We start from the raw sequence: 22,914 nt of genomic DNA, 5'->3' as shown, positions 1-22,914 counted from the left end.
ACCGGTGCCGGTGGGTTTTCCATTCTATCCGGCTCGCCGCGCCTGCGCGGCGTTTGCCCATTCAGGAGTTTCAACATGGCCACTGTTGGCATGAATGACGTCAAGAACGGGATGAAAATCCTGATCAACAACGAACCGGCGGTCATCACCGAGACCGAATACGTCAAGCCGGGCAAGGGCCAGGCCTTCACCCGCATGAAGTACCGCTTCATCAAGTCCGGCCGCGTGGTCGAAATGACCATGAAGGCGACCGATGACGTGGAAAAGGCCGACGTCGTGGACACCAACATGAACTTCATGTACGCCGACGGCGAGCATTGGCACTTCATGGATCCCGAATCCTTCGAGCAGGTCCAGGCCACCAAGGCCGGCATGGGCGGCGCCGACAAGTGGCTCAAGGGCGAAGAGTCCTGCATCGTCACCTTGTGGAACGGCGAGCCGATCTTCGTGCAGCCGCCGAACTTCGTCGAACTGAAGATCACCGAGACCGACCCGGGCGTGCGCGGCGATACCTCCGGCGGCGGCGGCAAGCCGGCCACGCTGGAAACCGGCGCGGTGGTACGCGTGCCGCTGTTCGTCAACCAGGATGAAATCATCAAGGTCGACACCCGCTCGGGCGAATATTCCGCGCGCGCAGGCAAGTAATCCGGTGAAGCCGGATTACGTGTAGAGCCGACCGTTGGTCGGCTGCTGTTGACGGCCAAAGGTCGGATTACGTGCAGAGCCGAGCCATGCTCGGCTTTGCTCGGCTTTCCGGGCGCCGCGCAGCCGAGCATGGCTCGGCGCTACCCCCAGACATACCCGGTCGCCCACGCCTTCGGGTCGTCCGCCCAGCACAGTGAGCCCGCATGACCGACACCGCCCGCATTCCCGAAACCTGTGACCTGTTGATCGAAGCCGGTTACGTGGTCCCGATCGAACCGCATGCGGTGGTGCTGGAAGACCATGCCGTGGCCGTGCGCGCAGGCGAAATCATCGCCATCCTGCCGCGTGCCGAAGCGCGCGCGTGCTTTGCGCCGGCCCAGACCGTGTCGCGCCCCGAGGCGGCGTTGATGCCGGGCCTGGTCAATGCGCATACCCACAACCCGATGACCCTGCTGCGCGGGGTGGCCGACGACCTGCCGCTGATGGTGTGGCTGCAGCAGCACATCTGGCCGGTGGAAGCGGCGGTGATCGGCCCGGAATTCGTGGCCGATGGCACCACCCTGGCGATCGCCGAAATGCTGCGCGGCGGCACTACCTGCGCCAACGAGAATTATTTCTTCTCCGACGTCCAGGCCGCGGTCTACAAGCAACACGGCTTCCGTGCGCTGGTCGGTGCGGTGATCATCGATTTCCCCACTGCCTGGGCCAAGACCGACGACGAATACTTCGACAAGGCCGGGCAGCTGCACGACCAGTGGCGCGGCGATCCGCTGATCGGCACCTCGTTCGCCCCGCACGCGCCGTATACGGTCAACGATGCCAACTTCGAACGCGTGCGCATGCTGTCCGACCAGCTGGACATGCAGGTGCACCTGCACACGCATGAAACCGCGCAGGAAATCAGCGACTCGATCAAGCTGCACGGCCAGCGCCCGCTGGCGCGGCTGGACCGGCTGGGGCTGGTCAACGATCGCCTGATCGCGGTGCACATGACCCAGCTGACCGAGGCGGAAATCCACCTGTGCGCCGAGCGCGGGGTCAGCGTGGTGCATTGCCCCGAATCCAATCTCAAACTGGCGTCGGGCTTCTGCCCGGCCTGCGCCCTGCAGCGCGCCGGGGTCAACCTGGCGATCGGCACCGACGGCTGCGCCAGCAACAACGATCTGGACATGTTCAGCGAGAACCGCACCGCGGCGATCCTGGCCAAGGCCGTGGCCAACGACGCCACCGCGCTGGACGCGGCCACCACGCTGCGTGCGGCCACCCTGGGCGGCGCCCGCGCGCTGGGCTTCGGCGAGCGCATCGGCTCGATCGAGGTCGGCAAGCAGGCCGACCTGGTCTGCGTGGACCTGTCGGCGCTGGAAACCCAGCCGTTGCACCACGTGCTGTCGCAGCTGGTATATGCCGCCGGCCGCCACCAGGTCAGCGATGTCTGGATCGCCGGCCAGCCCAAGCTGGTCCAGCGCGAGCTGGTCGGCATGGACACCGCGGCGATCGTCGCCAACGCCCGCCAGTGGCGCGAGCGCATCCGCCATATCCGTGCTTGATGCACCAAGGATCCCCATGAACGCCCCGCACGCTTCCACCAATTTCGACCAGGCCGAACTGGACAAGTTCGCCGCGCTCGCCAACCGCTGGTGGGACGCCGATGGCCCGCAGAAGCCGCTGCATGCCCTCAACCCGGTGCGCCTGCAGTACGTGGCCACGCGCGTGGCCCTGCGTGGTGCCCGCGTGCTCGATATTGGCTGCGGTGGCGGCCTGCTCAGCGAAGCGCTGGCCAAGGAAGGCGCGGAGGTCACTGCGATCGACCTGGCCCCGGAGCTGCTCAAGGTGGCGCGCCTGCACAGCCTGGAGTCGGGGGTGACGGTGGACTACCGCCTGCAGGCCGCCGAGGACCTGGCCGCCGAACAGCCGGCCAGCTTCGATGCCATCACCTGCATGGAAATGCTTGAGCACGTGCCGGACCCGGGCGCGATCATCGCCGCGTGCCACCGCCTGCTCAAGCCGGGCGGCCGGCTGTTCCTGTCCACCATCAACCGCACCCCGGCCGCGTTCGCGGTGGCCATCGTCGGCGCCGAATACGTGGCCCGGCTGCTGCCCAAGGGCACCCACCACTACCAGGATTTCATCAAGCCGGCCGAGCTCGGCAAGTGGCTGCGGCAGGCCGATTTCAACCTGCGCGATGTCAGCGGCATGGCCTATGAGCCGTGGCGCAACCGTGCACGCCTGAGTGCACGCACCGACATCAATTACCTGGCGCACGCGGTCAAGCCCAACGAGGCGGCCGGTGTCTGAGTCCGGTTTCCCGCAGGCGGCGCTGTTCGACCTGGACGGCACCCTGCTGGACAGCGCGCCGGACATGCTGGCCACCGTCAATGCGATGCTGGCCGTGCGCGACCGTGCCCCGATCCGCCTGGACGCCCTGCGCCCGGTGGTATCCAAGGGCTCGCGGGCGATGCTGTCGGTGGCCTTCCCCGAGCTTGGCCAGGTCGAGCGCGACGCGCTGGTGCCCGAGTTCCTGGCCCGCTACGAAGCCCTGATCGGGCAGCATGCGCGCTTGTTCGACGGCGTGGCCGGCATGCTCGACGCGCTCGATGCGGCCGGCTGTGTGTGGGGCATCGTCACCAACAAGCCCGAGTACCTGGCGCGGCTGATCCTGCCGCAACTGGGCTGGGAAAGCCGCTGCAAGGTATTGATCGGCGGCGACAGCCTGGCCCAGCGCAAGCCGCACCCGCTGCCGCTGCTGGCCGCCGCGCAACAGCTGCAGATCGCCCCGGCCCACTGCATCTATGTCGGCGACGACGAACGCGACATCGTCGCGGCCAACGCGGCCGGCATGGCGTCGGTGGCGGCGCTGTGGGGCTACCGCCTGGACGCCGACGACCCGCTGGCGTGGGGCGCCGAAACCATGGTCGAACAACCCGCGCAGCTGCAGCGCGCCGACGCCTGGCCCCCGGCCCGCGGCTGACGGCGCGACGCGGGCAGGTAGCCACCGTTGGTGGCTACGCCACCACCGGCAGGTAACCACCGTTGGTGGGTACGTCAACCAACCCGGCAGGCACCCACCCCACGTGGGCACCCCCCATTGCAAGGATTACCCGTGACAACTTCCAGCGCCCTCGACAGTTTCCTGGACAAGTGGCGGACCCGCTGGCCGGAATGGTCGGTGGCCGAGCCGTTCGTGCCGCTGGCACAGCGCAACCTGGTGGTGGCGTGGTTCACGCTGCTGCAGGAGTTCGACGACATCCTCAATACCAGCGGCGACCCGATGCCGGCCGACGCCAAGCTGGCCTGGTGGGGCGAGGAACTGCGCAGCTGGGCCGGGCAACGCTCGCGGCACCCGCTGGGCCGCCTGCTGGAGCCGTTGCGCGCGCCCTGGGCCGAACTGGCGCAGGCGTTGCCGGCGCTGATCGACGCCCGCGCCGCGCCGCTGGGCCCTGCGCAGGCGATGGCCGGCCTGCAGGCCTATGCCACCGCCGTGGCGGCGGTGGAGGCGGTGGTGTTCGATACCCCGGCGCGCGGCGACGTGGCCGCCCCGGTGCTGGTGCAGACCCTGGCCCAGCGCCTGCATGAGGCCGGTGTCGCCGCCGTGCCGCGTTCGCTGCTGGACGCCGGCCATGGCGATGCGGCGCAGGTGTGGGCCCAACAGTTGCTGGCCGGCTGGCCGGCCCGTGTGGCCGGCCCGCGTCCGCGCCGCCTGTATGCCTCGCTGGCGCGCAGCCGGCTGCAGGCCCGTGCGCAGGGCCGGGAGCTGAAGGTCACGCCGGTGCGCACCTTGCTGCGCACGTGGTGGGCCGGAAGGGGTTGATCCACGCGCGCCGCGCGGCATCCACGCATGGCGTGGATCTACGACGGTACGCGTTTTGGCCGCGCGCCGATTACTTGCCGCGTTCGAGCACCAGCAGCGGATCGATCCGGGTGTCGAACCAGTTCATGCCCCAATGCAGGTGCGGGCCGGTGGCGCGGCCGGTGGCGCCGACCGCGGCGATCACCTGGCCCTGTTCGACCCGGTCGCCGACCTTCACATCGATCCGCGACAGGTGCAGGAAGTTCGAACTGATCCCGAAGCCGTGATCGAGCAGCAGGGTGCCGCCGGTAAGGTACAGGTCCGGGCCGGCGAAGGTCACCACACCGGCGGCCGGGGCCTTGACCGGGGTGCCGGTGGGCACGGCGATGTCCATCCCCGAATGGCCCGCACCGGGCTGGCCGTTGTAGACCCGCGCATTGCCGAAGCGGCCGCTGATGCGGCCCTGCACCGGCCAGATGAAGGCCTGGGCGAAGTCGGCGCGGTTGTCGTCGCGGGCGCGCGCGGCGGTCACCTGGGCCTGCTCGCGCTTGATCCGTTCGGCGATGGCCGGCGGCGGGTTGACGGTCTTGGGCGGCACGCCGTTGACCCGTTCGGTCGGCCAGTCGCGCGCGGTCACCGCGATCTGCACCGTCTGGCTGCCGCCATCGGGGCGCTGGACCTGGATCTGCAGAGGACCTTTCTCGTCGCGCCCGATGCCCAGTACCACGCTGCCATAGCCGCTTACCCGCAATGTGCGGCCGGCGTACTGCACCGTGCTGCCGGCCGGGACCTTGCCGATCACCATCGCGCCCTGCGAAGCGCTGGCCGGGAATGCCACGCGCGCATCGGCCTGCGCCACGGCGGGCGCGGGCAGCAGGCTGGCCGACGCCACCACGCCGGCGGCCAACAGCCCCAGGCCCAACATCCGCGCCCGCATCAGCGGTCGTAGCTCAGGCGCTGGCCGTTCGGCGCGCCCACCAGCTTGTCGCCATCCCACGCCAGCTGGCCGTTGACCCAGGTCGAGGCGATCCGCGAGCGGAAGGTGGTGCCCTCGAACGGCGACCAACCGCACTTGGACAGTACGTCCTCGCGCTTGACCGTGAAGGGCACGTCTTCGACCAGCACCAGGTCGGCGAAATAGCCTTCGCGCAGGAAGCCGCGCTGGCTGACATCGAACAGCTGGGCCGGGGCATGGGCGAACTTCTGCACCACCTGGGTGATCTCCAGCTGGCCTTCATGCACCAGTTCCAGCGCGGCCACCAGGGCGTACTGCACCAGCGGCAGGCCCGATGGCGCCTGCGCGTAGGGCTTCTGTTTTTCTTCCCAGGTGTGCGGGGCGTGGTCGGTGGCCAGCACGTCGATCACGTCCTCGACCAGGGCGCGGGTCAGCGCCTGGCGGTCGCTGGCTTCCTTGATCGCCGGGTTGCACTTGATCAGGTTGCCCAGCCGCGCGTAGTCGCTGCGGTCAAAGCGCAGGAAGTGGATGCAGGTTTCGGCGGTGATCTGCTTGCGGCTGCCATCGGCGCGGATCAGCGGGCCGCGCTCGAACAGCGCCAGCTCGTCGGCGGTGGAGATGTGCAGCACGTGCAGGCGGGTGCCGTGCTTCCTGGCCAGCGACACCGCCAGCTCGGAGGACTTCAGGCAGGCCTCGCGCGAGCGGATGTCCGGGTGCTGCTCGGCACTGAGGGCATCGCCATACTTTTCGGCGTACTCCTTGGCCTTGGCATCGATCATCGGGGTGTCTTCGCAGTGCGTGATGATCGGCGTGGGCGCGTCGCGGAAGATCGCGTCCAGGGTTTCCGGGTTGTCCACCAGCATGTTGCCGGTGGAGGCGCCCATGAACACCTTGATGCCCGGCGCGGTCTTTGGGTCCAGCGACTGGATGTGGGCCAGGTTGTCGTTGCTGGCGCCCATGTAGAAGCCGTAGTTGGCCCGCGCGCGGCCGGCCGCGGCGTCGTATTTGGCCTGCAGGGCCTCGGCGTTGAGCGTGGGCGGATTGGTGTTGGGCATGTCCATGAAGCTGGTCAGGCCACCGGCCACCGCGGCGGCCGATTCGGTGGCGATATCGCCCTTGTGGGTCAGCCCCGGTTCGCGGAAATGCACCTGGTCATCGATCATGCCCGGCAGCAGCCAGCGGCCGGCGGCGTCGACCACGGTCTCGCCCGGACGGGCCTCCAGGCCGGCGCCGATCTGCGCGATGCGGCCGTTCTCGATGCGCAGGTCGCCTTCGGTGATGCGGCCTTCGTTGACCAGGCGGGCGTTGACGATGAGCGTGGAGGACATTTCAGTGTTTTCCTGTGCAGCGGCAGGTGGCCTCGCCGGTGGCGCGCGGCGGCACCTCGTCGATACCACCGGGATGGAAGGGATGGCAACGGCCAAGCCGGCGCGCGGCCAGCCAGCTGCCACGCGCCGGGCCATGCAGGGCGATGGCCTGCATGGCGTATTCAGAACAGCTGGGCATGAAGCGGCAACGCGGCCCCAGCAACGGGCTGATGAACCGCTTGTACAAGCGCAGCAGGGCGATGAGCATGCGTGAGATCACCTTTCTATCTTAGAGCAGTTGGCATGAAGGCCGCATTTGTCGCAGGATGGGGCACTGGACCCGTCCGCGCCCACGCGCGTGGCGGACCACCCCGGCGTTGTTGCCGGGTCAGGTTCCGAACTGCGCACCTCGGCCCGCCCGCCAGGCGGACCGGTCGCACCCCTGGCGACTCCGGGACTGAACGGAGCAGGCGGTGTGGTTGCTGCTGCTGGTCGGGTAGGCTATAAAGGCCCGCTTTCCCGGGCCCCGGGGAATCCAAGGAAGAGCGTTTCGTGGCTGCTAAAAAAACTGCAAAGAAGGCCGTCAAGGCCGCCAAGAAAACCGCCAAGCCTGTTGTAAAGAAGTTGGCGGCCAAGACCGTTGCCAGGAAACCGGCCACCAAGCCGGCTGGCAAGCCTGCATCCAAACAACCGGCGGCCAGGACGGCACCCGTAAAGAAATCGACGGCCAAGGCCCCGGCCAAGGCGGTCAAGAAAGCCGTGGCCAAGAAGCCGGTCGTCGCCAAGGCGCCGGTGAAGAAGGCGGCGGCGACCAAGCCGGTCGCCAAGAAGGCGGTGGCCAAGAAGGCTGCCGTGGCCAAGCCGTCCAAGCCGGTCGCCAAGGCGCCGGTGAAGAAGGCCGCCGCCAGCAAGCCGGTGGCCAAGAAATCCGCGAAGCCGGTCGTTTCCAAGCCGGCCTCCAAACCTGCACCGGTCAAGAAGGTGGCGGCCAAGCAGCCGCCGGCCAAGCCGGTAAAGGCCAGCAAGACTGTGGCAACCAAGCCGGTCGTCAAGCCGGCTGCAGCACCCGTAGTGAAGTCCGCACCGAAGCCGGCTCCGCCGGCGCCGGCCAAGTCTGTCCCGGCCAAGTCCGCGGCCAAGCCTGTTACCCCTCCGGCCTCCGCGCCGGCGCCGGTAGCGGCAGTCCCCGCCTCGAAAGCCCCGCAAAACAAGAATCCCGTGCCCGTTTCGAAATCGCCTGCAAAAACCCCCGCCAAGTCCGAGTCCGCCCCCAAGTCCGTGCCGCGTCCGGTCGGCAAGGTCGCCGTTGCCGTGGCAGCACGTTCGGCCGCCCCGGCCCCGCGCACCAAGGTCAAGGTGGTGGAGTACAAGACTGACGAAGCCACCGGTCGTCCGATCCTGCCCGACGGCTACAAGCCGAGTGCGGAAGAGGAATACATGAGCCCGCTGCAGCTGGAGTATTTCCGCCAGCGCCTGCAGCACTGGCGCAATGATCTGGTCGAGGAATCCAAGCAGACCATCGCGAACCTGCAGGAAGAAGTGCGTGATATCGGCGATGAAGCCGAGCGCGCCACCCGCGAGACCGAGAACTCGCTGGAACTGCGTACCCGCGATCGTTACCGCAAGCTGATCGGCAAGATCAACAGCACGCTCAAGCGTCTGGAAGACGGTGACTACGGCTACTGCGTGGATACCGGCGAAGAGATCGGCCTGGACCGTCTGGAAGCCCGTCTCACCGCCGAGCGCACCATCGACGCCCAGGAGCGTTGGGAGCACCTGCAGAAGCAGCAGGGCGACTGATCGTCTGGTCGTTGATCGAATACAGGACCCGGCTTCGGCCGGGTTTTTTTGTGGCCGTCGATTGACGCTCTTCGTTCCGGCGCCGCGATGTCCCAGCGTGGCTCGGACATCGCTGCACTTTTTTCCTTCCCGTGCGTACCGACCAACCGTCGAAGGGGCGGCGGGTATGGGTTTGCGGGGGTATCGGCGCCATGGATGGCGCTGCTAAGCCTACAAGGACGTACTTGCGGCGTCCCCCGCAAACCCATACCCGGCGACCCCAACCAGGCACATGTGCAAACCAGGGCTTCGGCGTTCGCTTTGGCTCTGGCGAAAGCGCACCGACCAACGGTCGGCACCTGCCGACTGCAACGGCAACGAAATAGCAACCGCAGCGGCAACGGCAGCCGGCCAGCGGCCGGCACTACCGGGTGCGCGCGGCTATTGCAGGTCGCGCAGGTTCAGGCGGCGCAGGGTGGGGTTTTTCCAGGCGGTGATGCCGGCCACGCTCAGTACCGCAAAGCCGCCCAGCACCACCGCCGGGACCAGGCCCAGCAGGCGGGCCATGGTGCCGGCGTAGAACGCGCCCAGCTCGTTGGAGGAACTGATGAAAATGCCGTTGATCGACGACACCCGCCCGCGCATTTCCTCCGGCGTGGCCAGCTGCAGGATGGTCGAGCGGATCACCACCGACACCCCGTCGAAGGCCCCGTAGAACAGCAGGATCAGCGCCGACAGCCAGAAACTGTGCGACAGCCCGAAGCCGATCACGCACAGCCCGAAGCCGGCCACCGCCAACAGCAGTACCCGCCCGGCATTGCGCTGCAGCGGGCGCCGCGCCAGCCACAGGCCCACGCATACCGACCCCAGCGCCGGTGCGGCGCGCAGGATGCCCAGGCCCTCCGGCCCATAGTGCAGGATCTCCTTGAGGAAGGCCGGCAGCATCGCCACCACCCCGCCCAGCAGCACCGAGAACATGTCCAGCGCCATCGCCCCGACCATGATCCGGTTGCCCAGCACGAAGCGCGCGCCCTCGGCGATGCTCTTGAAGATCGGCGCGGCCGGCCCGCTCTGCACCGGCTCGGATACCTTCAGCGCCGCCAGGCAGCCGAGCGCGATGGTCGCCACCGCCACTGCCACCGCGTAGGCCACCCCCTTGCCGCCCCAGGCCACCAGCAGCCCGCCCAGCGCCGGGCCGAGCACCATCCCGGCCTGGAACACCACCGCGCCCAGCCCGGCGCCGCGGGCGTACTGCCGGCGCTCGAGCACCCGCGCAAACAGCGCGTTGTAGATCGGCGACAGGAACGCGCGGACCATCCCGGTCAGGGCGATCGCCGCATAGATCGGCCACACCCCGTGGAACGGCAGCCAGCCCTGCGTCACGGCGGTCAGCACCACCGCAGTCAACACCAGCCCGCTGGCCGCGGCCATGCCCAACCGGCGGCGCGGCAGATGGTCCACCAGGTACCCGGCGAACGGGGCCACGCAGAAGAACGGCAGCACCTCGGCCAGGCCGACCAGGCCCAGCGAAAATGGATTGCGGGTCACTTCATAGATATGCCAGCCCACCGTCACCGCCACGATCTGGTAGGACAGCATCGCGCAGATCCGGTAGGCCAGCAGCAGCGCAAAGCCGGGCCGGGCCAGCAGGGTGAGCGCGCTGTCCTCGCGGTCGGTCGGACTGGCCGGGCTCACGGCTGGGCGGGCTGCGACTGCGCGGTGTCGCGGATGAAGGCCAGCATCGCCGCCACGCCATTGCTGCGGGTCGGCGACAGGTGGCGCGACAGCCCGATGTCCTGGATGTAGCTCGGCTCGGTGGCCAGGATCTCGGCCGCCGAGCGCCCCGAATACACCCGCAGCGCCAGGTAGATCAGCCCGGAAACGATCGCCGAGTCACTGATCGCATGGAAGCGCAGTGCCTGCGCATTGCCTTCCGGCACGATCCAGACCATCGACTGGCAGCCGAGCAGCCGGTGCTGTTCGGTCTTCCATTCCTCGGGGAAGGCTGGCAGCTTGCGGCCAAGGTCGATCAGGTACTGGTAACGCTCGGACCAGTCGCCGAAGAAGGCGAATTCCTCGGCGATGGCAGCCTGGGCGTCGGCGGCGGTGGGTTCAAGCGGAAACGGGGATGCGGTGGTCATGGGGGCTCCGGGTCGGTGTTCGCCGTCCGTGGGTGACCTGCAGTTGCGGGGGATGCAGCCCGGCCGTCCGTGGCCGGGCGTATGTCGTGGGGAATCAGGCGCGCCTGCGCGACCAGCGAACCCCTTGGGCGGTGTCTTCCAGCACGATGCCTTCGGCGGCCAGCTGGTCGCGGATCGCATCGGCGCCGGCGAAGTCGCGGGCCTGCTTGGCGGCACTGCGCGCGTCGATCAGGCCCTGGATGCGGGCGTCATCGTCGGCATCGCCGGGCGCGTTGCCGAACCATGCGGCCGGATCCTGCTGCAGCAGGCCCAGTGCCAGGCCGGCGCCGACAACAGCGGACTTGGCCTGCGCCACAGCCTCTGGTGAAGTTCGCCATTGGCTCAAACTAGCCTTCAATTTGCTAGCGATTTCCGTGGGATCCAGCCCTTGGATTTCCTGTTCAAATTGTTGCTTCTCGTCTTCACCCAGTGCGCCGACTTTGACAAGCAGACCTACGTTGACCAATGCATCAACTCGCGTCAAAGCCGAGAACTTTTCGGCGATCCGTTCATGCTTCTCGACCCAAGTCCTCCGGTGATGCAGCTTGGAGGCCCTATCGGCATACGACGAAAGTTCGGCCAGGGCCTGCGGGGTATTGAGGTCGTCGTCCAGCGCCGCTTCGATCTCGGCCGGGATCGCGGCGGTGGCCTGGACATCGGCCAGGTCGCGCAGGGTGCCGTACAGCCGGTCCAGGGTGCGCACCGATTGTTCGATCAGGCCATCGGACCATTCCAGCGGCTGCCGGTAATGGGCCGACAGCAGCGCATAGCGCAGGGCTTCGGGCGCGTACTTGCGCACCAGGTCATGCACCCGTTCGATGTTGCCGACCGACTTGCTCATCTTGGCGCCGCCGAAGTTGAGCATGCCGTTGTGCAGCCACACCGTGGCGAAGGTCCTGCCGCCGTGCGCGCATTCGCTCTGCGCGACCTCGTTTTCGTGGTGCGGGAACTGCAGGTCGACCCCGCCGGCATGGATGTCGATGGTTTCGCCCAGGTGCGCGGCGGCCATCGCCGAGCACTCGATGTGCCAGCCCGGGCGGCCGCGGCCCCAGGGCGAGTCCCAGCCGGGCAGGTCGTCGCTGGACGGCTTCCACAGCACGAAGTCGCCCGGGTCGCGCTTGTACGGGGCCACGTCCACCCGCGCCCCGGCCAGCATCTCATCCAGCGAACGGCCCGACAGCTTGCCGTAGTTGGCGAAGGAGGCCACCGAGAACAGCACATGGCCCTCGGCCACGTAGGCGTGCTGGCCGGCGATCAGCTGCTCGACCATGGCGATGATCTGCGGGATGTGCGCGGTGGCCTCCGGCTCCAGGTCCGGCGGCGTCACGCCCAGCGCCGCCATGTCCTCGCGGTAGGCCGCGGCGAAACGGCCGGTGATGGTGGAGATCGGCACGTTCTGTTCGCGCGCCGCCGCGTTGATCTTGTCGTCCACGTCGGTGATGTTGCGGGCGTAGCGCAGCCCGCCGAAGCGGCGCCGCAGCAGGTCGGCCAGCACCCCGAACACCACCGGGCCGCGTGCGTTGCCGATATGCACGTAGTTGTAGACCGTGGGGCCGCACAGATACAGGGTCGGGCAGGTCGGATCGAGCGGGATGAACGGTTCGAGCGTGCGTGTCCGATTGTTGTGCAGGTATAGGGTCATGGGGGCCGTGGCGGGAGGGAAGGGGGCAAGCCCTCGATTTTAGATCACATCGGCCGCCAGCGCCGGGCCGGGCGGCCGTCCCGGGTACCCGCCGGGGTACCCCCGGTCGGGCCGGGCTATGGGCAGATGCGTCGCGGAAGGGTAATGTTCAGCCCCTTGTGCCCGCCACTGCCTAAACTATCCCTCTTGTCCTCTTTCCGGTTGCCAATGAAATCCGCTTCGTTGTTGACGCTGGCCTGCCTGCTGGGAGGTGCCGCCTTCATTGCGTGCGCCCAGGACGGCGAGGTCCGTAACCGGGTGGTGATCGTCGAGAACGTCAAGTTCGACTATGCGCAGGTGCTCAACGTCGAGCCGGTGTTCCAGACCCTGCGTGCCACCCGCACCGAAGAACATTGCGAGCCGGTCTCCACCCGCACGCTGGCGCCGGTCAATGTGACCGGCGAGGAGCCGCAGGAGGACAAGGGCCGCCTGGGCCGCTTCATGGACTCGGTGCGCTCGATCTTCCGGCGTGAAGACGGCAGCGAAGAGGACGGCGTGGTGGTCGAAACGCCGGCCCCGGCCGCCAACCCCGGCCCGCTGCTGACCCGCGAGTGCCGGATCATCCCGGTCGGCCGCGAGTTCCGCCGCCCGATCGCCTACGACGTGGACTATGTCTACAAGGGCACCAAGTACCGCTCGCGGCTGCCCGAGGACCCGGGCAACCGGCTCAAGATCCGGGTCTCGATCACCCCCTGGATCGGCGCCGAGCAGGGCGCTCCCGCCAATCCCTGAGCCGGCATGCCGGCCCGCACTGGGTTGGCTGCCGGTTGGATTTCCCTCCAGGCCTTGCACCCACCCCGGGTGCATGCAAAGATGGGCGGCCATGAAACTCACCGACTTCCAGCACGACACCAGCGCCGCCCGCATGGCTACGGGCATGACCTCGCGTGCCCGCCGACCGGAACCCCACATTTTCGCTGGGTAACCGGAGCTTCGTGCTGTCTGTTCGGAAAACCCAGCCCCCGCGCTGGGTTTTTTCGTTTCTACGATTTGAAAGTTTCATCTGTATACGTTTTGTTGAGCCCTGAACGCGCCCCGGCGCCCCCAACCTCCGCCGGAAACGGTGGAAAACCAGCCGCAAAGGATCGATCGATGTCCCTGAAGCACTTCCTGAACACCCAGGATTGGAGCCGCACCGACCTGGATGCCCTGCTGACCCAGGCCGCGCTGTTCAAGCGCAACAAGCTGGGCGACGAGCTCAAGGGCAAGTCGATTGCCCTGGTGTTCTTCAACCCGTCCATGCGTACCCGCACCAGCTTCGAGCTGGGCGCGTTCCAGCTGGGCGGCCACGCGGTCGTGCTGCAGCCGGGCAAAGACGCCTGGCCGATCGAATTCAACCTGGGCTCGGTGATGGACGGGGACACCGAGGAGCACATCGCCGAAGTGGCCAAGGTGCTGGGCCGCTACGTCGACCTGATCGGCGTGCGCGCCTTCCCGAAGTTCATCGACTGGAGCAAGGACCGCGAAGACGAAGTGCTCAAGAGCTTCGCCCGGTACTCGCCGGTGCCGGTGATCAACATGGAAACCATCACCCACCCGTGCCAGGAACTGGCCCACGTGATGGCGCTGCAGGAACACTTCGGCACCCAGGACCTGCGCGGCAAGAAGTACGTGCTGACCTGGACCTACCACCCCAAGCCGCTCAACACCGCCGTGGCCAACTCGGCGCTGACCATCGCCACCCGCATGGGCATGGACGTGACCCTGCTGTGCCCGACCCCGGACTACGTCCTGGACGAGCGTTACATGGGTTGGGCCGAGCAGAACGTGGCCGAAAGCGGCGGTTCGCTGCAGGTCAGCCACGACATCGCCAGCGCCTACGCCGGTGCCGACGTGGTCTATGCCAAGAGCTGGGGCGCGCTGCCGTTCTTCGGTAACTGGGAACCGGAAAAGCCCATCCGCGACCAGTACAAGCACTTCATCGTCGATGAGGCCAAGATGGCGCTCACCAATAATGGCGTGTTCAGCCACTGCCTGCCGCTGCGCCGCAACGTGAAGGCCACCGACGGGGTGATGGATTCGGCGCAGTGCATCGCGATCAACGAAGCCGAAAACCGCCTGCATGTGCAGAAGGCGATCATGTCGGCGCTGGCAGGACGATAAGCAGCACGGCGGCCGTAGAGCCACGCCATGCGTGGCTTCGCGGTGCCCACCTGGGAGCAGCCACGCATGGCGTGGCTCTACCCGCCCCAACACAGATTCTTACCGCATTCCCACTTGGACCTGACCCCCATGAGCAAGAAAGACATCGTCCTGGCCTTCTCCGGCGGACTCGACACCAGCTTCTGCGTGCCCTACCTGCAGGAACGCGGTTACAACGTGCACACCGTGTTCGCCGACACCGGCGGCGTGGATGACGAAGAGCGCGATTTCATCGAGAAGCGTGCCGCCGAACTGGGCGTCACCAGCCACGTCACCGTCGACGGTGGCCCGGCGATCTGGAGCGGATTCGTCAAGCCGTTCGTGTGGGCCGGCGAGGGCTACCAGGGCCAGTACCCGCTGCTGGTCTCCGACCGTTACCTGATCGTGGATGCCGCGCTCAAGCGCGCCGCCGAGCTGGGTACCAACATCATCGCCCACGGCTGCACCGGCATGGGCAACGACCAGGTCCGCTTCGACCTGGCCGTGAAGGCACTGGGCGATTACCAGATCGTCGCGCCGATCCGCGAAATCCAGAAGGAACACACCCAGACCCGCGCTTACGAGCAGAAGTACCTGGAAGCGCGTGGCTTCGGCGTGCGGGCCAAGCAGCAGGCCTACACCATCAACGAGAACCTGCTCGGCCTGACCATGTCCGGTGGCGAGATCGACCGTTGGGAAGCGCCGGGCGAGGGTGCCCGCGGCTGGTGCGCCCCGCGCAGCGAATGGCCGGTCGAGCCGCTCACCGTGACCGTGAAGTTCGTCGAAGGCGAAGCCGTCGAGCTGGACGGCAAGGCACTGCCGGGCGAGCAGATCCTGGCCAAGCTCAACAAGCTGTTCGCCCCGTACGGCGTAGGCCGTGGCGTCTACACCGGCGACACCGTGATCGGCCTGAAGGGCCGCATCGTGTTCGAAGCGCCGGGCCTGGTGTCGCTGCTGGCCGCGCACCGCGCGCTGGAAGATGCGGTGCTGACCAAGCAGCAGAACCGCTTCAAGCCGGACGTGGCGCGCAAGTGGGTGGAGCTGGTGTACGAAGGCTTCTACCACGACCCGCTGAAGACCGACATCGAGGCCTTCCTGAAGTCCTCGCAGAGCAAGGTCAACGGTGAGGTGGTGCTGGAAACCCGCGGTGGCCGCGTCGATGCGGTGGCGGTGAAGTCGCCGCACCTGCTCAACACCAAGGGCGCCACCTACGCGCAGTCGGCCGACTGGGGCGTGGAAGAGGCAGAAGGCTTCATCAAGCTGTTCGGTATGAGCTCCACGCTGTACGCGCAGGTGAATCGCTGAGGCGATTCACCGTGGTGCCGGCCGCTGGCCGGCGCCTGGCAGGGCTGATTGATGGTAGTGCCGGCCGCTGGCCGGCTCGTGGCACGGCTGGATCATTGCAGAGCCGGCCAGCGGCCGGCACTACCCCCCACTGATGGATTTCTACGCGCATGCTTGAACAGACACTCGATCACCTGCAGCAGCTCGTGTCCTTCGACACGCGCAATCCGCCGCGTGCGATCACCACCGGCGGCATCTTCGATTACCTGCGTGCGAACCTGCCCGGGTTCAACGTGGAGGTGATCGACCATGGCGATGGTGCGGTCAGCCTGTATGCGGTGCGGGGTACGCCGAAGTACCTGTTCAACGTACACCTGGATACCGTGCCGGACTCGCCGCATTGGACGGCCGACCCGCACGTGATGCGGCGCGCGGACGATCGCGTGATCGGCCTGGGCGTGTGCGACATCAAGGGCGCTGCGGCGGCACTGGTGGCCGCAGCCAACGCCAGCGAAGGCGATGCCGCGTTCCTGTTCTCCAGCGACGAGGAAGCCAACGATCCGCGGTGCATCGCAGCCTTCCTCGCACGTGGCATTCCGTATGAAGCGGTACTGGTGGCCGAGCCGACCATGAGCGAAGCGGTGCTCGCCCACCGCGGCATCAGCTCGGTGCTGATGCAGTTCAGCGGCCGCGCCGGGCATGCCTCGGGCAAGCAGGATGCCGCGGCCAGTGCGCTGCACCAGGCCATGCGCTGGGGCAACCGCGCGCTGGACCATGTGGAATCGCTGTCGCATGCGCGCTTTGGCGGGCTGACCGGGCTGCGCTTCAACATCGGGCGCGTGGAGGGGGGCATCAAGGCCAACATGATCGCCCCGGCCGCCGAGGTCCGCTTCGGTTTCCGCCCGCTGCCGTCGATGGACATCGACGCGTTGCTGGCCACCTTCGCCAGCTTGGCCGAACCGGAGGCCGCGCTGTTCACCGAAACCTTCCGTGGTCCCAGTTTCCCGGCCGGCGACATCGCCGAAGCGGAAAACCGCCGCCTGCTGGCGCGCGACGTGGCCGACGCGCTGCATATCCCGATCGGCAACGCGGTGGACTTCTGGACCGAAGCCTCGCTGTTCTCGGCCGGGGGCTACACCACCCTGGTATACGGCCCGGGCGACATCGCCCAGGCCCATACCGCCGATGAGTTCGTCACGCTGGAGCAGCTGCAGCGTTACACCGAGTCCGTGCACCGCATCATCGCGCACGGCGCCTGATCGAATGACGCCGTCGTGGCCTGCCACTGACGGAACCTCCATCGCGGCCACGGCCGCCTGTGACGATACCGAAATGCCTTCTTCCCAGCCCCACCGCCAGACCCGCCAGACCATCGTGCGCCTGCTTTCGAGCATGGCCAGCGCCAAGGAAATCAGCCAGTACCTCAAGCGTTTCTCGCAGCTGGACGCCAAACGCTTTGCCGTGGTCAAGGTCGGCGGCGCGGTGCTGCGCGACGACCTGGACGCGCTCACTTCCTCGCTGTCGTTCCTGCAGGAAGTCGGGCTGACCCCGATCGTGCTGCACGGCGCCGGCCCGCAGCTGGACGCCGAGCTGTCGGCGGCCGGCATCGTCAAGCAGACCGTCAACGGCCTGCGGGTGACCTCGGCCGAAGGCCTGGCGATCGTGCGCCGGGTGTTCCAGGCCTCCAACCTGCAGCTGGTCGAAGCCCTGCAGCAGAACGGCGCGCGCGCCACCTCGATCACCGGCGGGGTGTTCGAAGCCGAATACCTGGACCAGGCCACCTACGGCCTGGTCGGCGAAGTGAAGAAGGTCAACCTCGCCCCGATCGAGGCCAGCCTGCGCGCCGGCTCGATCCCGGTGATCACCAGCCTGGGCGAAACCCGCTGCGGGCAGATCCTCAACGTCAACGCCGACTTCGCCGCCAACGAGCTGGTGCAGGAACTGCAGCCGTACAAGATCATCTTCCTGACCGGCACCGGCGGCCTGTTGGACGAGGAGGGCAGGCTGATCGATTCGATCAACCTGTCCACCGAGTACGACGCGCTGATGCAGCAGCCGTGGATCCACGGCGGCATGCGGGTCAAGATCGAACAGATCAAGGCCCTGCTGGACCGCCTGCCGCTGGAATCGTCGGTCTCCATCACCCGTCCGGCCGACCTGGCCAAGGAACTGTTCACCCACAAGGGCTCGGGCACGCTGGTGCGCAAGGGCGAGAAGGTGCTGCGCGCCACCGCCTGGAGCGAGCTGGACCTGCCGCGCCTGAAGCAGTTGATCGAATCCAGCTTCGGCCGCACCCTGGTGGCCGATTACTTCGACAAGACCAGACTGCTGCGCGCCTACGTCAGCGAGAACTACCGCGCCGCGGTGATCCTCACCGACGAAGCCGAAGGCGTGTACCTGGACAAGTTCGCCGTGCTCGACGATGCGCAGGGCGAGGGCCTGGGCCGGGCGGTATGGAATGTGATGCTCGATGAAACCCCGCAGCTGTTCTGGCGCTCGCGCCACGGCAACCCGATCAACCACTTCTACTACGCCGAATCCGATGGCTGCTACAAGCAGGGCCACTGGAAAGTGTTCTGGTTCGGTGCCGACGGCTTCGAGCGGATCAAGACCTATGTCGATCACTGCGCCGTGCGCACCCCCAGCCTGGAGGGCTGAACCGATGAATCATGCCGATTGGACCCGCGTTCCCACCCTGGCCGGGACGCACGCGCGGCTGGAGCCGCTGCAGATGGCGCATATCGACGGCCTGCGCGGTGCATTGGGCGATGGCGCGCTGTCCGGCCTCTGGTACACCCAGGTGCCCAGCGCCAAGACCATGACCGGCTATGTACAGGCCGCGCTGCAGGCCCAGGCCGACGGCAAGGTGCTGCCGTTCGTGGTGCTCAATGCCGCCGACGAGGTGGTCGGCACCACCCGTTATTACGCCATGGAAGAAGAAGTGCCGCGCCTGAGCATCGGCTACACCTGGTATGGGCAGGCCGCGCAGCGCACCGGCATCAACACCGAAACCAAGCTGATGCTGCTCACCCACGCCTTCGAGCGGCTGAACTGCCTGAGCGTGGTGTTTGAAACCAGCTGGTTCAACTTCACCTCGCGCACCGCCATCGCGCGGCTGGGCGCCAAGCAGGACGGCGTGCTGCGCAACCACAAGCGGCATCCGGACGGCACCCCGCGCGACACCGTCATCTTTTCCATCATCGATGCGGAGTGGCAGGGCGTGAAGCGCCACCTGCAGCACCGCCTGGACGCACACGCATGAGCACCTCCACGCCGTTCACCGTCGGCATCGTCGGCGCCCGCGGCCATACCGGCGCCGAACTGATCAAGCTGATCGCCGCGCATCCGGGCCTGCAGCTGGGCTTTGTGTCCTCGCGCGAGCTGGCCGGGCAGCGCGTGGCCGACCACCACGCCGACTGGCACGGTGACCTGCAGTTCGAAAACCTGGACGCCGACGCCGTCGCCGCCAAGGGCATGGACGCGGTGATCCTGGCGTTGCCCAATGGCCTGTCGGCGCCGTTCGTCGCCGCGCTGGATGCGGCCAGCCCGGGCACGGTGATCGTGGACCTGTCGGCCGATCATCGCTTCGACGGCAGCTGGTACTACGGCCTGCCCGAGCTGACCCGCGGCGGCTACCTGGGCCAGAAGCGGATCAGCAACCCCGGTTGCTACGCCACGGCCATGCAGCTGGCGATCAGCCCGCTGCTCACGGAACTGGCCGGCCCGCCGCAGTGCTTCGGGGTGTCCGGTTACTCCGGTGCCGGCACCAGCCCGTCGGACAAGAACAACCCCGAGCTGCTGCGCGACAACCTGATGCCGTATGCGCTGACCAACCATATGCACGAGCGAGAAGTCACCGCGCACCTGCGCGTACCGGTGGAGTTCATGCCGCACGTGGCGCCGCATTTCCGCGGCATCACCATGACCGTCAACCTGTGGTTGCAGCAGGCGGTCAAGCGCGAGGACGTGATCGGGCGGTACCAGGCGTACTACGCCGGCGAGCCGCTGATCGAGGTGCTCGATGAAGCGCCATGGGTCAGCCGCATCGCAGGCCGCCATGGCGTGCAGATCGGCGGCTTCGACGTGGCCCCGGGCGGCAAGCGGCTGGTGGTGGTGGCCACCCTGGACAACCTGCTCAAGGGCGCGGCCACCCAGGCCATGCAGAACCTCAACCTGGCGCTGGGCCTGGACGAACTGGCCGCGATCCCGCACTGAACCCTTCCGGCGTGCACCGGCAGCGGTGCGCGCACAACCCGGCGGAGCGATTCCGCCAACGGAGCAAGACATGGCAGACCTTCTGTGGCAGAAGCCGGGCGTCGCCGTCGACGCCAAGATCCAGACCTTCCTGGCCGGCGATGACGTGATCCTGGATCGCGAGTTCTTCCTGTATGACGTTGCCGCCAGCAAGGCGCACGCACAGGGCCTGCAGCACATCGGCATCCTGTCCAGCGACGAGCTGGATGGCCTGCTGCGCGAGCTGGACGTGCTGGGTGCCGATTTCCGCAGCGGTGCATTCGTGCTGGATGAGCGCTTCGAGGATTGCCATTCGGCAATCGAAGCCCGCCTGACCGAGCGCCTCGGCGATGCCGGCCGCAAGATCCACACCGGGCGCAGCCGCAACGACCAGATCCTGGTGGCCACCCGGCTGTGGCTGAAGGACAAGCTGCTGCAGGTGGCCGGCCTGAGCCGCGAGATCGCCAAGGTCGCGCTGGACCGGGCCGAGGCCGAGAAGGACCTGCCGGTGCCCGGCTACACCCACATCCAGCGCGCCGTGGTGTCCTCGGCGGGCATGTGGTGGGCCGGTTGGGCCGAAGCCTTCATCGACAACGCGATCCGCGCCGGCGATACCTTCGCGCTGATCGATGCCAACCCGCTGGGCACCGCCGCCGGCTACGGCGTCAACCTGCCGCTGGACCGCGCCCACACCACCGCCGCGCTCGGCTTTGCGCGCCTGCAGGTGTCGCCGATCTATGCGCAGCTGTCGCGCGGCAAGTTCGAACTGGCCGCGCTGGAAGCCCTGGGCGGGGCCACCCTGGACCTGCGCCGGATCGCCTGGGACCTGTCGCTGTTCACCAGCGGCGAGTTCGGCTTCGTCGCGCTGCCGGCGCAGTACACCACCGGCAGCTCGATCATGCCCAACAAGCGCAACCCGGACGTGATCGAACTGATGCGCGCCACCCACGCCAGCGTGGCCGCCGCGCGCACCGAGATCGAACAGCTGCTGTCGCTGCCGTCCGGCTACCACCGCGACCTGCAGAGCAGCAAGGGCGCGATCGTGCACGGTTTCGGCCGCGGCCTGGCCGCGCTGGAGCTGCTGCCGGCGTTGCTGGCCAACCTGGAATGGCGCCAGGACAAACTGCGCGCGGCGATCGACTCGGGCATGTATGCCACCGACGTGGCCGTGGAAGCGGCCGTGGCCGGGGTACCGTTCCGCGAGGCCTACAAGGCCGCTGCGGCCGGTGCCGACAGTGCAGGGCAGGGGCGCACGCCCGAGGGCAGCCTGGCCGCGCGCGTCTCGCCCGGCGCGGCCGCGGACCTGCGGCTGGACGACCTGCGCGCGCGCTGGGCCGCATTGGTGTAATCACGACGGCGGCCGCAGGGCCGCCGTTTCTGCATGCAACGCCGGGCGCGGCCCGGCAATTGAAACTCCAAGGAACCCACATGGAAACCTGCTACCTGGTCCTGGTCAAACGCACCCCGGCCTTCCGCGATGACGTCGGCGCCGAGCACGTACGCTTCCTCGACGACCTACGCGCCCGCGGCCAGCTGGGGCTGACCGGCGGCTTCAGCGACAAGAGCGGCGGCGCCTATGTGCTGCGGGGCATCGCCGACCTTGCCGCCGCGCAGGCGCTGGTGGCCACCGATCCGTTGCTGGTGCACGGCAGTGCCACCGCCAGCATCCACGAATGGAACACGCGCTGAGGCATGCCCACCTGATGAGCCCGACCGTGCAATCGCCGTTTCCCGAACAACCCGTGCCGAACTGGAAGCGCGCGGTGCTGAAGGTGGGCAGCAGCCTGCTGGCCGCCGATGGCGGCGGGTTGTCGCCCCGCCATGCGCTGGGCCTGGCCCAGTTCGTCTCGGCCAATGTGCTGGCCGGGCGCGAGGTGGTGATCGTGTCGTCGGGCGCGGTCGCCGCCGGCCGCGCGATCGTGCCGCGCGCGCTGGAAGCCGGCGCGGCGATGGCCGCGCGCCAGGCCCTGGCCGCGCTCGGCCAGGCGCAGCTGATCGGCCTGTGGCAGCGGTTCTTCGAGCGCCCGGTGGCGCAGGTACTGCTGACCCATGACGACCTGCGCAACCGCCGCCGCTACCTCAATGCGCGCGCCACCCTCAACGAGCTGCTGCGGCTGGGCGCGTTGCCGGTGGTCAACGAGAACGACACCGTGTCGGTGGATGAGCTCAAGCTCGGCGACAACGACAACCTGGCCGCCACCGTGGCCGCGCTGATCGATGCCGACGTGCTGTTCATCGCCACCGACATCGACGGCCTGTACAGCGCCGACCCGCGCCGCGATCGGCAGGCTCGACCGATCCATGACGTGCCGGAGCTGACCGTCGAGGTACTGGCGATGGCCGGCGGCGCCGGCAGCGGGGCCGGCACCGGCGGCATGCACACCAAGCTGGAAGCGGCGGCCAAGGCCGGCCGGGTCGGTATCGATACCTGCCTGTTCAACGGGCGCAACAGCGATGTGGTGCGCGCGCTGGCGCAGGGCCGGCTGTTCGGCACGCGCATCCATGCCGGGCAGACCCGGGTGGCCGCGCGCAAGTACTGGCTGCGCCATGCGCCGCTGGAGCCGGGCGCGATCCTGGTCGACGACGGCGCCGCCAACGCGCTGCGCGACAAGGGCGCCTCGCTGCTGCCCGGCGGCGTACGCGGTGCCGACGGCGACTTCCGCCGCGGCGACATGGTCGAAGTACGCCTGCGCGATGCCGGCGGCGAGGTGCGGCTGGCGCGCGGGGTCAGCCAGTATTCGGCCAGCGACATCCGCCGCATCGCCGGCCGCCACTCGCGCGACATCGAAAGCGTGCTCGGCTACAACTACGGTGGCAACGTGATCCACCGCGACGACCTGGTGCTGCTGTGACCGGTGTCCTGCCGGGGACGCCTGGGCACGTTCGACATCCCGCAGCCACGCATGGCGTGGCTCTACCCTGCTTTTCCCGAGGATATTGAG

Annotated in this window: 22 protein-coding genes; 16 read left to right on the top strand and 6 right to left on the bottom strand. The window is 67.9% G+C overall.

Annotated features, from left to right (window positions below):
- The first annotated feature begins 75 nt into the window (after positions 1–75).
- The 5 genes from efp to AC3ITM_RS12565 all read left to right on the top strand — a co-directional run bounded on the left by efp (position 76) and on the right by AC3ITM_RS12565 (position 4,453).
- Entirely contained in the window at positions 76–645 is a 570-nt protein-coding gene (efp, locus tag AC3ITM_RS12585; RefSeq protein WP_489265412.1) for an elongation factor P, read from the top strand.
- A gap of 203 nt (positions 646–848) precedes the next feature.
- A complete protein-coding gene (locus tag AC3ITM_RS12580; protein ID WP_489265411.1) occupies positions 849–2,192 on the top strand; it encodes a TRZ/ATZ family hydrolase in 1,344 nt (447 codons plus the stop codon).
- Positions 2,193–2,208: 16 nt separating this feature from the next.
- On the top strand, positions 2,209–2,940 hold the full coding sequence (ubiG, locus tag AC3ITM_RS12575; protein ID WP_489265410.1) for a bifunctional 2-polyprenyl-6-hydroxyphenol methylase/3-demethylubiquinol 3-O-methyltransferase UbiG: 732 nt from the start codon (positions 2,209–2,211) through the stop codon (positions 2,938–2,940).
- Positions 2,933–3,613, top strand: coding sequence for a phosphoglycolate phosphatase (locus tag AC3ITM_RS12570; RefSeq protein WP_489265409.1), 681 nt, complete (start codon positions 2,933–2,935; stop codon positions 3,611–3,613). The genes ubiG and AC3ITM_RS12570 overlap by 8 nt, the downstream gene beginning before the upstream one ends.
- A gap of 132 nt (positions 3,614–3,745) precedes the next feature.
- Positions 3,746–4,453 (top strand): squalene/phytoene synthase family protein, encoded by a 708-nt coding sequence (locus tag AC3ITM_RS12565; RefSeq protein WP_489265408.1) that lies wholly within the window; start codon positions 3,746–3,748, stop codon positions 4,451–4,453.
- 70 nt (positions 4,454–4,523) lie between these two features.
- On the opposite strand, the gene AC3ITM_RS12560 is transcribed toward AC3ITM_RS12565, so the two are convergent.
- The 3 genes from AC3ITM_RS12560 to yidD are packed head-to-tail and all read right to left on the bottom strand — an operon-like array spanning position 4,524 to position 6,962.
- Positions 4,524–5,357, bottom strand: a complete 834-nt coding sequence (locus AC3ITM_RS12560; RefSeq protein WP_489265406.1) for a M23 family metallopeptidase — start codon at positions 5,355–5,357, stop codon at positions 4,524–4,526.
- Positions 5,358–5,368: 11 nt separating this feature from the next.
- Positions 5,369–6,715, bottom strand: coding sequence for a dihydroorotase (locus AC3ITM_RS12555; protein WP_489265405.1), 1,347 nt, complete (start codon positions 6,713–6,715; stop codon positions 5,369–5,371).
- Between the two features lies 1 nt (position 6,716).
- Positions 6,717–6,962 (bottom strand): membrane protein insertion efficiency factor YidD, encoded by a 246-nt coding sequence (gene yidD, locus AC3ITM_RS12550; protein WP_489265403.1) that lies wholly within the window; start codon positions 6,960–6,962, stop codon positions 6,717–6,719.
- Positions 6,963–7,246: 284 nt separating this feature from the next.
- Between yidD and dksA the strand changes: the two genes are divergently transcribed.
- Positions 7,247–8,494, top strand: coding sequence for an RNA polymerase-binding protein DksA (gene dksA / locus AC3ITM_RS12545; RefSeq protein ID WP_489265401.1), 1,248 nt, complete (start codon positions 7,247–7,249; stop codon positions 8,492–8,494).
- Positions 8,495–8,914: 420 nt separating this feature from the next.
- Here the strand turns inward: dksA and AC3ITM_RS12540 are convergent, their stop codons facing one another.
- The 3 genes from AC3ITM_RS12540 to cysS all read right to left on the bottom strand — a co-directional run bounded on the left by AC3ITM_RS12540 (position 8,915) and on the right by cysS (position 12,295).
- A complete protein-coding gene (locus AC3ITM_RS12540) occupies positions 8,915–10,168 on the bottom strand; it encodes an MFS transporter (RefSeq protein WP_489265399.1) in 1,254 nt (417 codons plus the stop codon).
- Positions 10,165–10,614 carry a SufE family protein gene (locus AC3ITM_RS12535; protein WP_489265398.1) on the bottom strand — a complete coding sequence of 150 codons (450 nt, stop codon included), beginning with the start codon at positions 10,612–10,614 and terminating at the stop codon, positions 10,165–10,167. Before AC3ITM_RS12535 ends, AC3ITM_RS12540 begins: the two co-directional genes overlap by 4 nt.
- Before the next feature lie 94 nt (positions 10,615–10,708).
- The gene (cysS, locus tag AC3ITM_RS12530) at positions 10,709–12,295 is read right to left on the bottom strand and encodes a cysteine--tRNA ligase (protein WP_489265397.1); all 1,587 of its coding nucleotides are present in this window, start codon (positions 12,293–12,295) and stop codon (positions 10,709–10,711) included.
- Between the two features lie 207 nt (positions 12,296–12,502).
- On the opposite strand from cysS, the gene AC3ITM_RS12525 reads away from it, so the two are divergent.
- The 10 genes from AC3ITM_RS12525 (at position 12,503) to proB (ending at position 22,824) form a co-directional block, all read left to right on the top strand.
- Positions 12,503–13,066: a hypothetical protein gene (locus tag AC3ITM_RS12525; protein ID WP_228884478.1), complete on the top strand. Its 564-nt coding sequence runs from the start codon at positions 12,503–12,505 to the stop codon at positions 13,064–13,066.
- A gap of 360 nt (positions 13,067–13,426) precedes the next feature.
- Complete coding sequence (locus AC3ITM_RS12520) at positions 13,427–14,437, top strand: N-acetylornithine carbamoyltransferase (RefSeq protein ID WP_489265396.1); 1,011 nt, start codon at positions 13,427–13,429, stop codon at positions 14,435–14,437.
- Positions 14,438–14,566: 129 nt separating this feature from the next.
- Positions 14,567–15,760 carry an argininosuccinate synthase gene (locus AC3ITM_RS12515; protein WP_489265395.1) on the top strand — a complete coding sequence of 398 codons (1,194 nt, stop codon included), beginning with the start codon at positions 14,567–14,569 and terminating at the stop codon, positions 15,758–15,760.
- A 149-nt stretch (positions 15,761–15,909) separates the two neighbouring features.
- On the top strand, positions 15,910–16,998 hold the full coding sequence (locus AC3ITM_RS12510; RefSeq protein WP_489265393.1) for an acetylornithine deacetylase: 1,089 nt from the start codon (positions 15,910–15,912) through the stop codon (positions 16,996–16,998).
- A 73-nt stretch (positions 16,999–17,071) separates the two neighbouring features.
- A complete protein-coding gene (locus tag AC3ITM_RS12505; RefSeq protein WP_489265391.1) occupies positions 17,072–18,397 on the top strand; it encodes an acetylglutamate kinase in 1,326 nt (441 codons plus the stop codon).
- Positions 18,398–18,401: 4 nt separating this feature from the next.
- Positions 18,402–19,001, top strand: a complete 600-nt coding sequence (locus tag AC3ITM_RS12500) for a GNAT family N-acetyltransferase (protein WP_489265390.1) — start codon at positions 18,402–18,404, stop codon at positions 18,999–19,001.
- On the top strand, positions 18,998–19,954 hold the full coding sequence (gene argC / locus AC3ITM_RS12495; RefSeq protein WP_489265389.1) for an N-acetyl-gamma-glutamyl-phosphate reductase: 957 nt from the start codon (positions 18,998–19,000) through the stop codon (positions 19,952–19,954). The genes AC3ITM_RS12500 and argC overlap by 4 nt, the downstream gene beginning before the upstream one ends.
- Before the next feature lie 70 nt (positions 19,955–20,024).
- Positions 20,025–21,320, top strand: a complete 1,296-nt coding sequence (locus tag AC3ITM_RS12490) for an argininosuccinate lyase (protein WP_489265387.1) — start codon at positions 20,025–20,027, stop codon at positions 21,318–21,320.
- A gap of 80 nt (positions 21,321–21,400) precedes the next feature.
- On the top strand, positions 21,401–21,661 hold the full coding sequence (locus AC3ITM_RS12485; RefSeq protein ID WP_489265385.1) for a YciI family protein: 261 nt from the start codon (positions 21,401–21,403) through the stop codon (positions 21,659–21,661).
- Between the two features lie 14 nt (positions 21,662–21,675).
- Complete coding sequence (gene proB, locus AC3ITM_RS12480; protein WP_489270101.1) at positions 21,676–22,824, top strand: glutamate 5-kinase; 1,149 nt, start codon at positions 21,676–21,678, stop codon at positions 22,822–22,824.
- Positions 22,825–22,914 lie beyond the last annotated feature (90 nt).

The sequence above is a fragment of the Stenotrophomonas sp. KH_029 genome (genome assembly GCF_057839765.1).
The sequence above is the reverse complement of the archived record's forward strand: the minus strand, read 5'-3'. Positions and strand labels throughout refer to the sequence as shown.

What these genes read in the sequence shown, in the direction of transcription:
- efp (WP_489265412.1), top strand. Translation starts at nt 76, where the DNA reads ATGGCCACTGTTGGCATGAATGACGTCAAGAACGGGATGAAAATCCTG.
- AC3ITM_RS12580 (WP_489265411.1), top strand. Translation starts at nt 849, where the DNA reads ATGACCGACACCGCCCGCATTCCCGAAACCTGTGACCTGTTGATCGAA.
- ubiG (WP_489265410.1), top strand. Translation starts at nt 2,209, where the DNA reads ATGAACGCCCCGCACGCTTCCACCAATTTCGACCAGGCCGAACTGGAC.
- AC3ITM_RS12560 (WP_489265406.1), bottom strand. Translation starts at nt 5,357, where the DNA reads ATGTTGGGCCTGGGGCTGTTGGCCGCCGGCGTGGTGGCGTCGGCCAGC.
- AC3ITM_RS12555 (WP_489265405.1), bottom strand. Translation starts at nt 6,715, where the DNA reads ATGTCCTCCACGCTCATCGTCAACGCCCGCCTGGTCAACGAAGGCCGC.
- yidD (WP_489265403.1), bottom strand. Translation starts at nt 6,962, where the DNA reads ATGCTCATCGCCCTGCTGCGCTTGTACAAGCGGTTCATCAGCCCGTTG.
- AC3ITM_RS12535 (WP_489265398.1), bottom strand. Translation starts at nt 10,614, where the DNA reads ATGACCACCGCATCCCCGTTTCCGCTTGAACCCACCGCCGCCGACGCC.
- cysS (WP_489265397.1), bottom strand. Translation starts at nt 12,295, where the DNA reads ATGACCCTATACCTGCACAACAATCGGACACGCACGCTCGAACCGTTC.
- AC3ITM_RS12525 (WP_228884478.1), top strand. Translation starts at nt 12,503, where the DNA reads ATGAAATCCGCTTCGTTGTTGACGCTGGCCTGCCTGCTGGGAGGTGCC.
- AC3ITM_RS12520 (WP_489265396.1), top strand. Translation starts at nt 13,427, where the DNA reads ATGTCCCTGAAGCACTTCCTGAACACCCAGGATTGGAGCCGCACCGAC.
- AC3ITM_RS12515 (WP_489265395.1), top strand. Translation starts at nt 14,567, where the DNA reads ATGAGCAAGAAAGACATCGTCCTGGCCTTCTCCGGCGGACTCGACACC.
- AC3ITM_RS12510 (WP_489265393.1), top strand. Translation starts at nt 15,910, where the DNA reads ATGCTTGAACAGACACTCGATCACCTGCAGCAGCTCGTGTCCTTCGAC.
- AC3ITM_RS12505 (WP_489265391.1), top strand. Translation starts at nt 17,072, where the DNA reads ATGCCTTCTTCCCAGCCCCACCGCCAGACCCGCCAGACCATCGTGCGC.
- AC3ITM_RS12500 (WP_489265390.1), top strand. Translation starts at nt 18,402, where the DNA reads ATGAATCATGCCGATTGGACCCGCGTTCCCACCCTGGCCGGGACGCAC.
- argC (WP_489265389.1), top strand. Translation starts at nt 18,998, where the DNA reads ATGAGCACCTCCACGCCGTTCACCGTCGGCATCGTCGGCGCCCGCGGC.
- AC3ITM_RS12490 (WP_489265387.1), top strand. Translation starts at nt 20,025, where the DNA reads ATGGCAGACCTTCTGTGGCAGAAGCCGGGCGTCGCCGTCGACGCCAAG.
- AC3ITM_RS12485 (WP_489265385.1), top strand. Translation starts at nt 21,401, where the DNA reads ATGGAAACCTGCTACCTGGTCCTGGTCAAACGCACCCCGGCCTTCCGC.
- proB (WP_489270101.1), top strand. Translation starts at nt 21,676, where the DNA reads ATGAGCCCGACCGTGCAATCGCCGTTTCCCGAACAACCCGTGCCGAAC.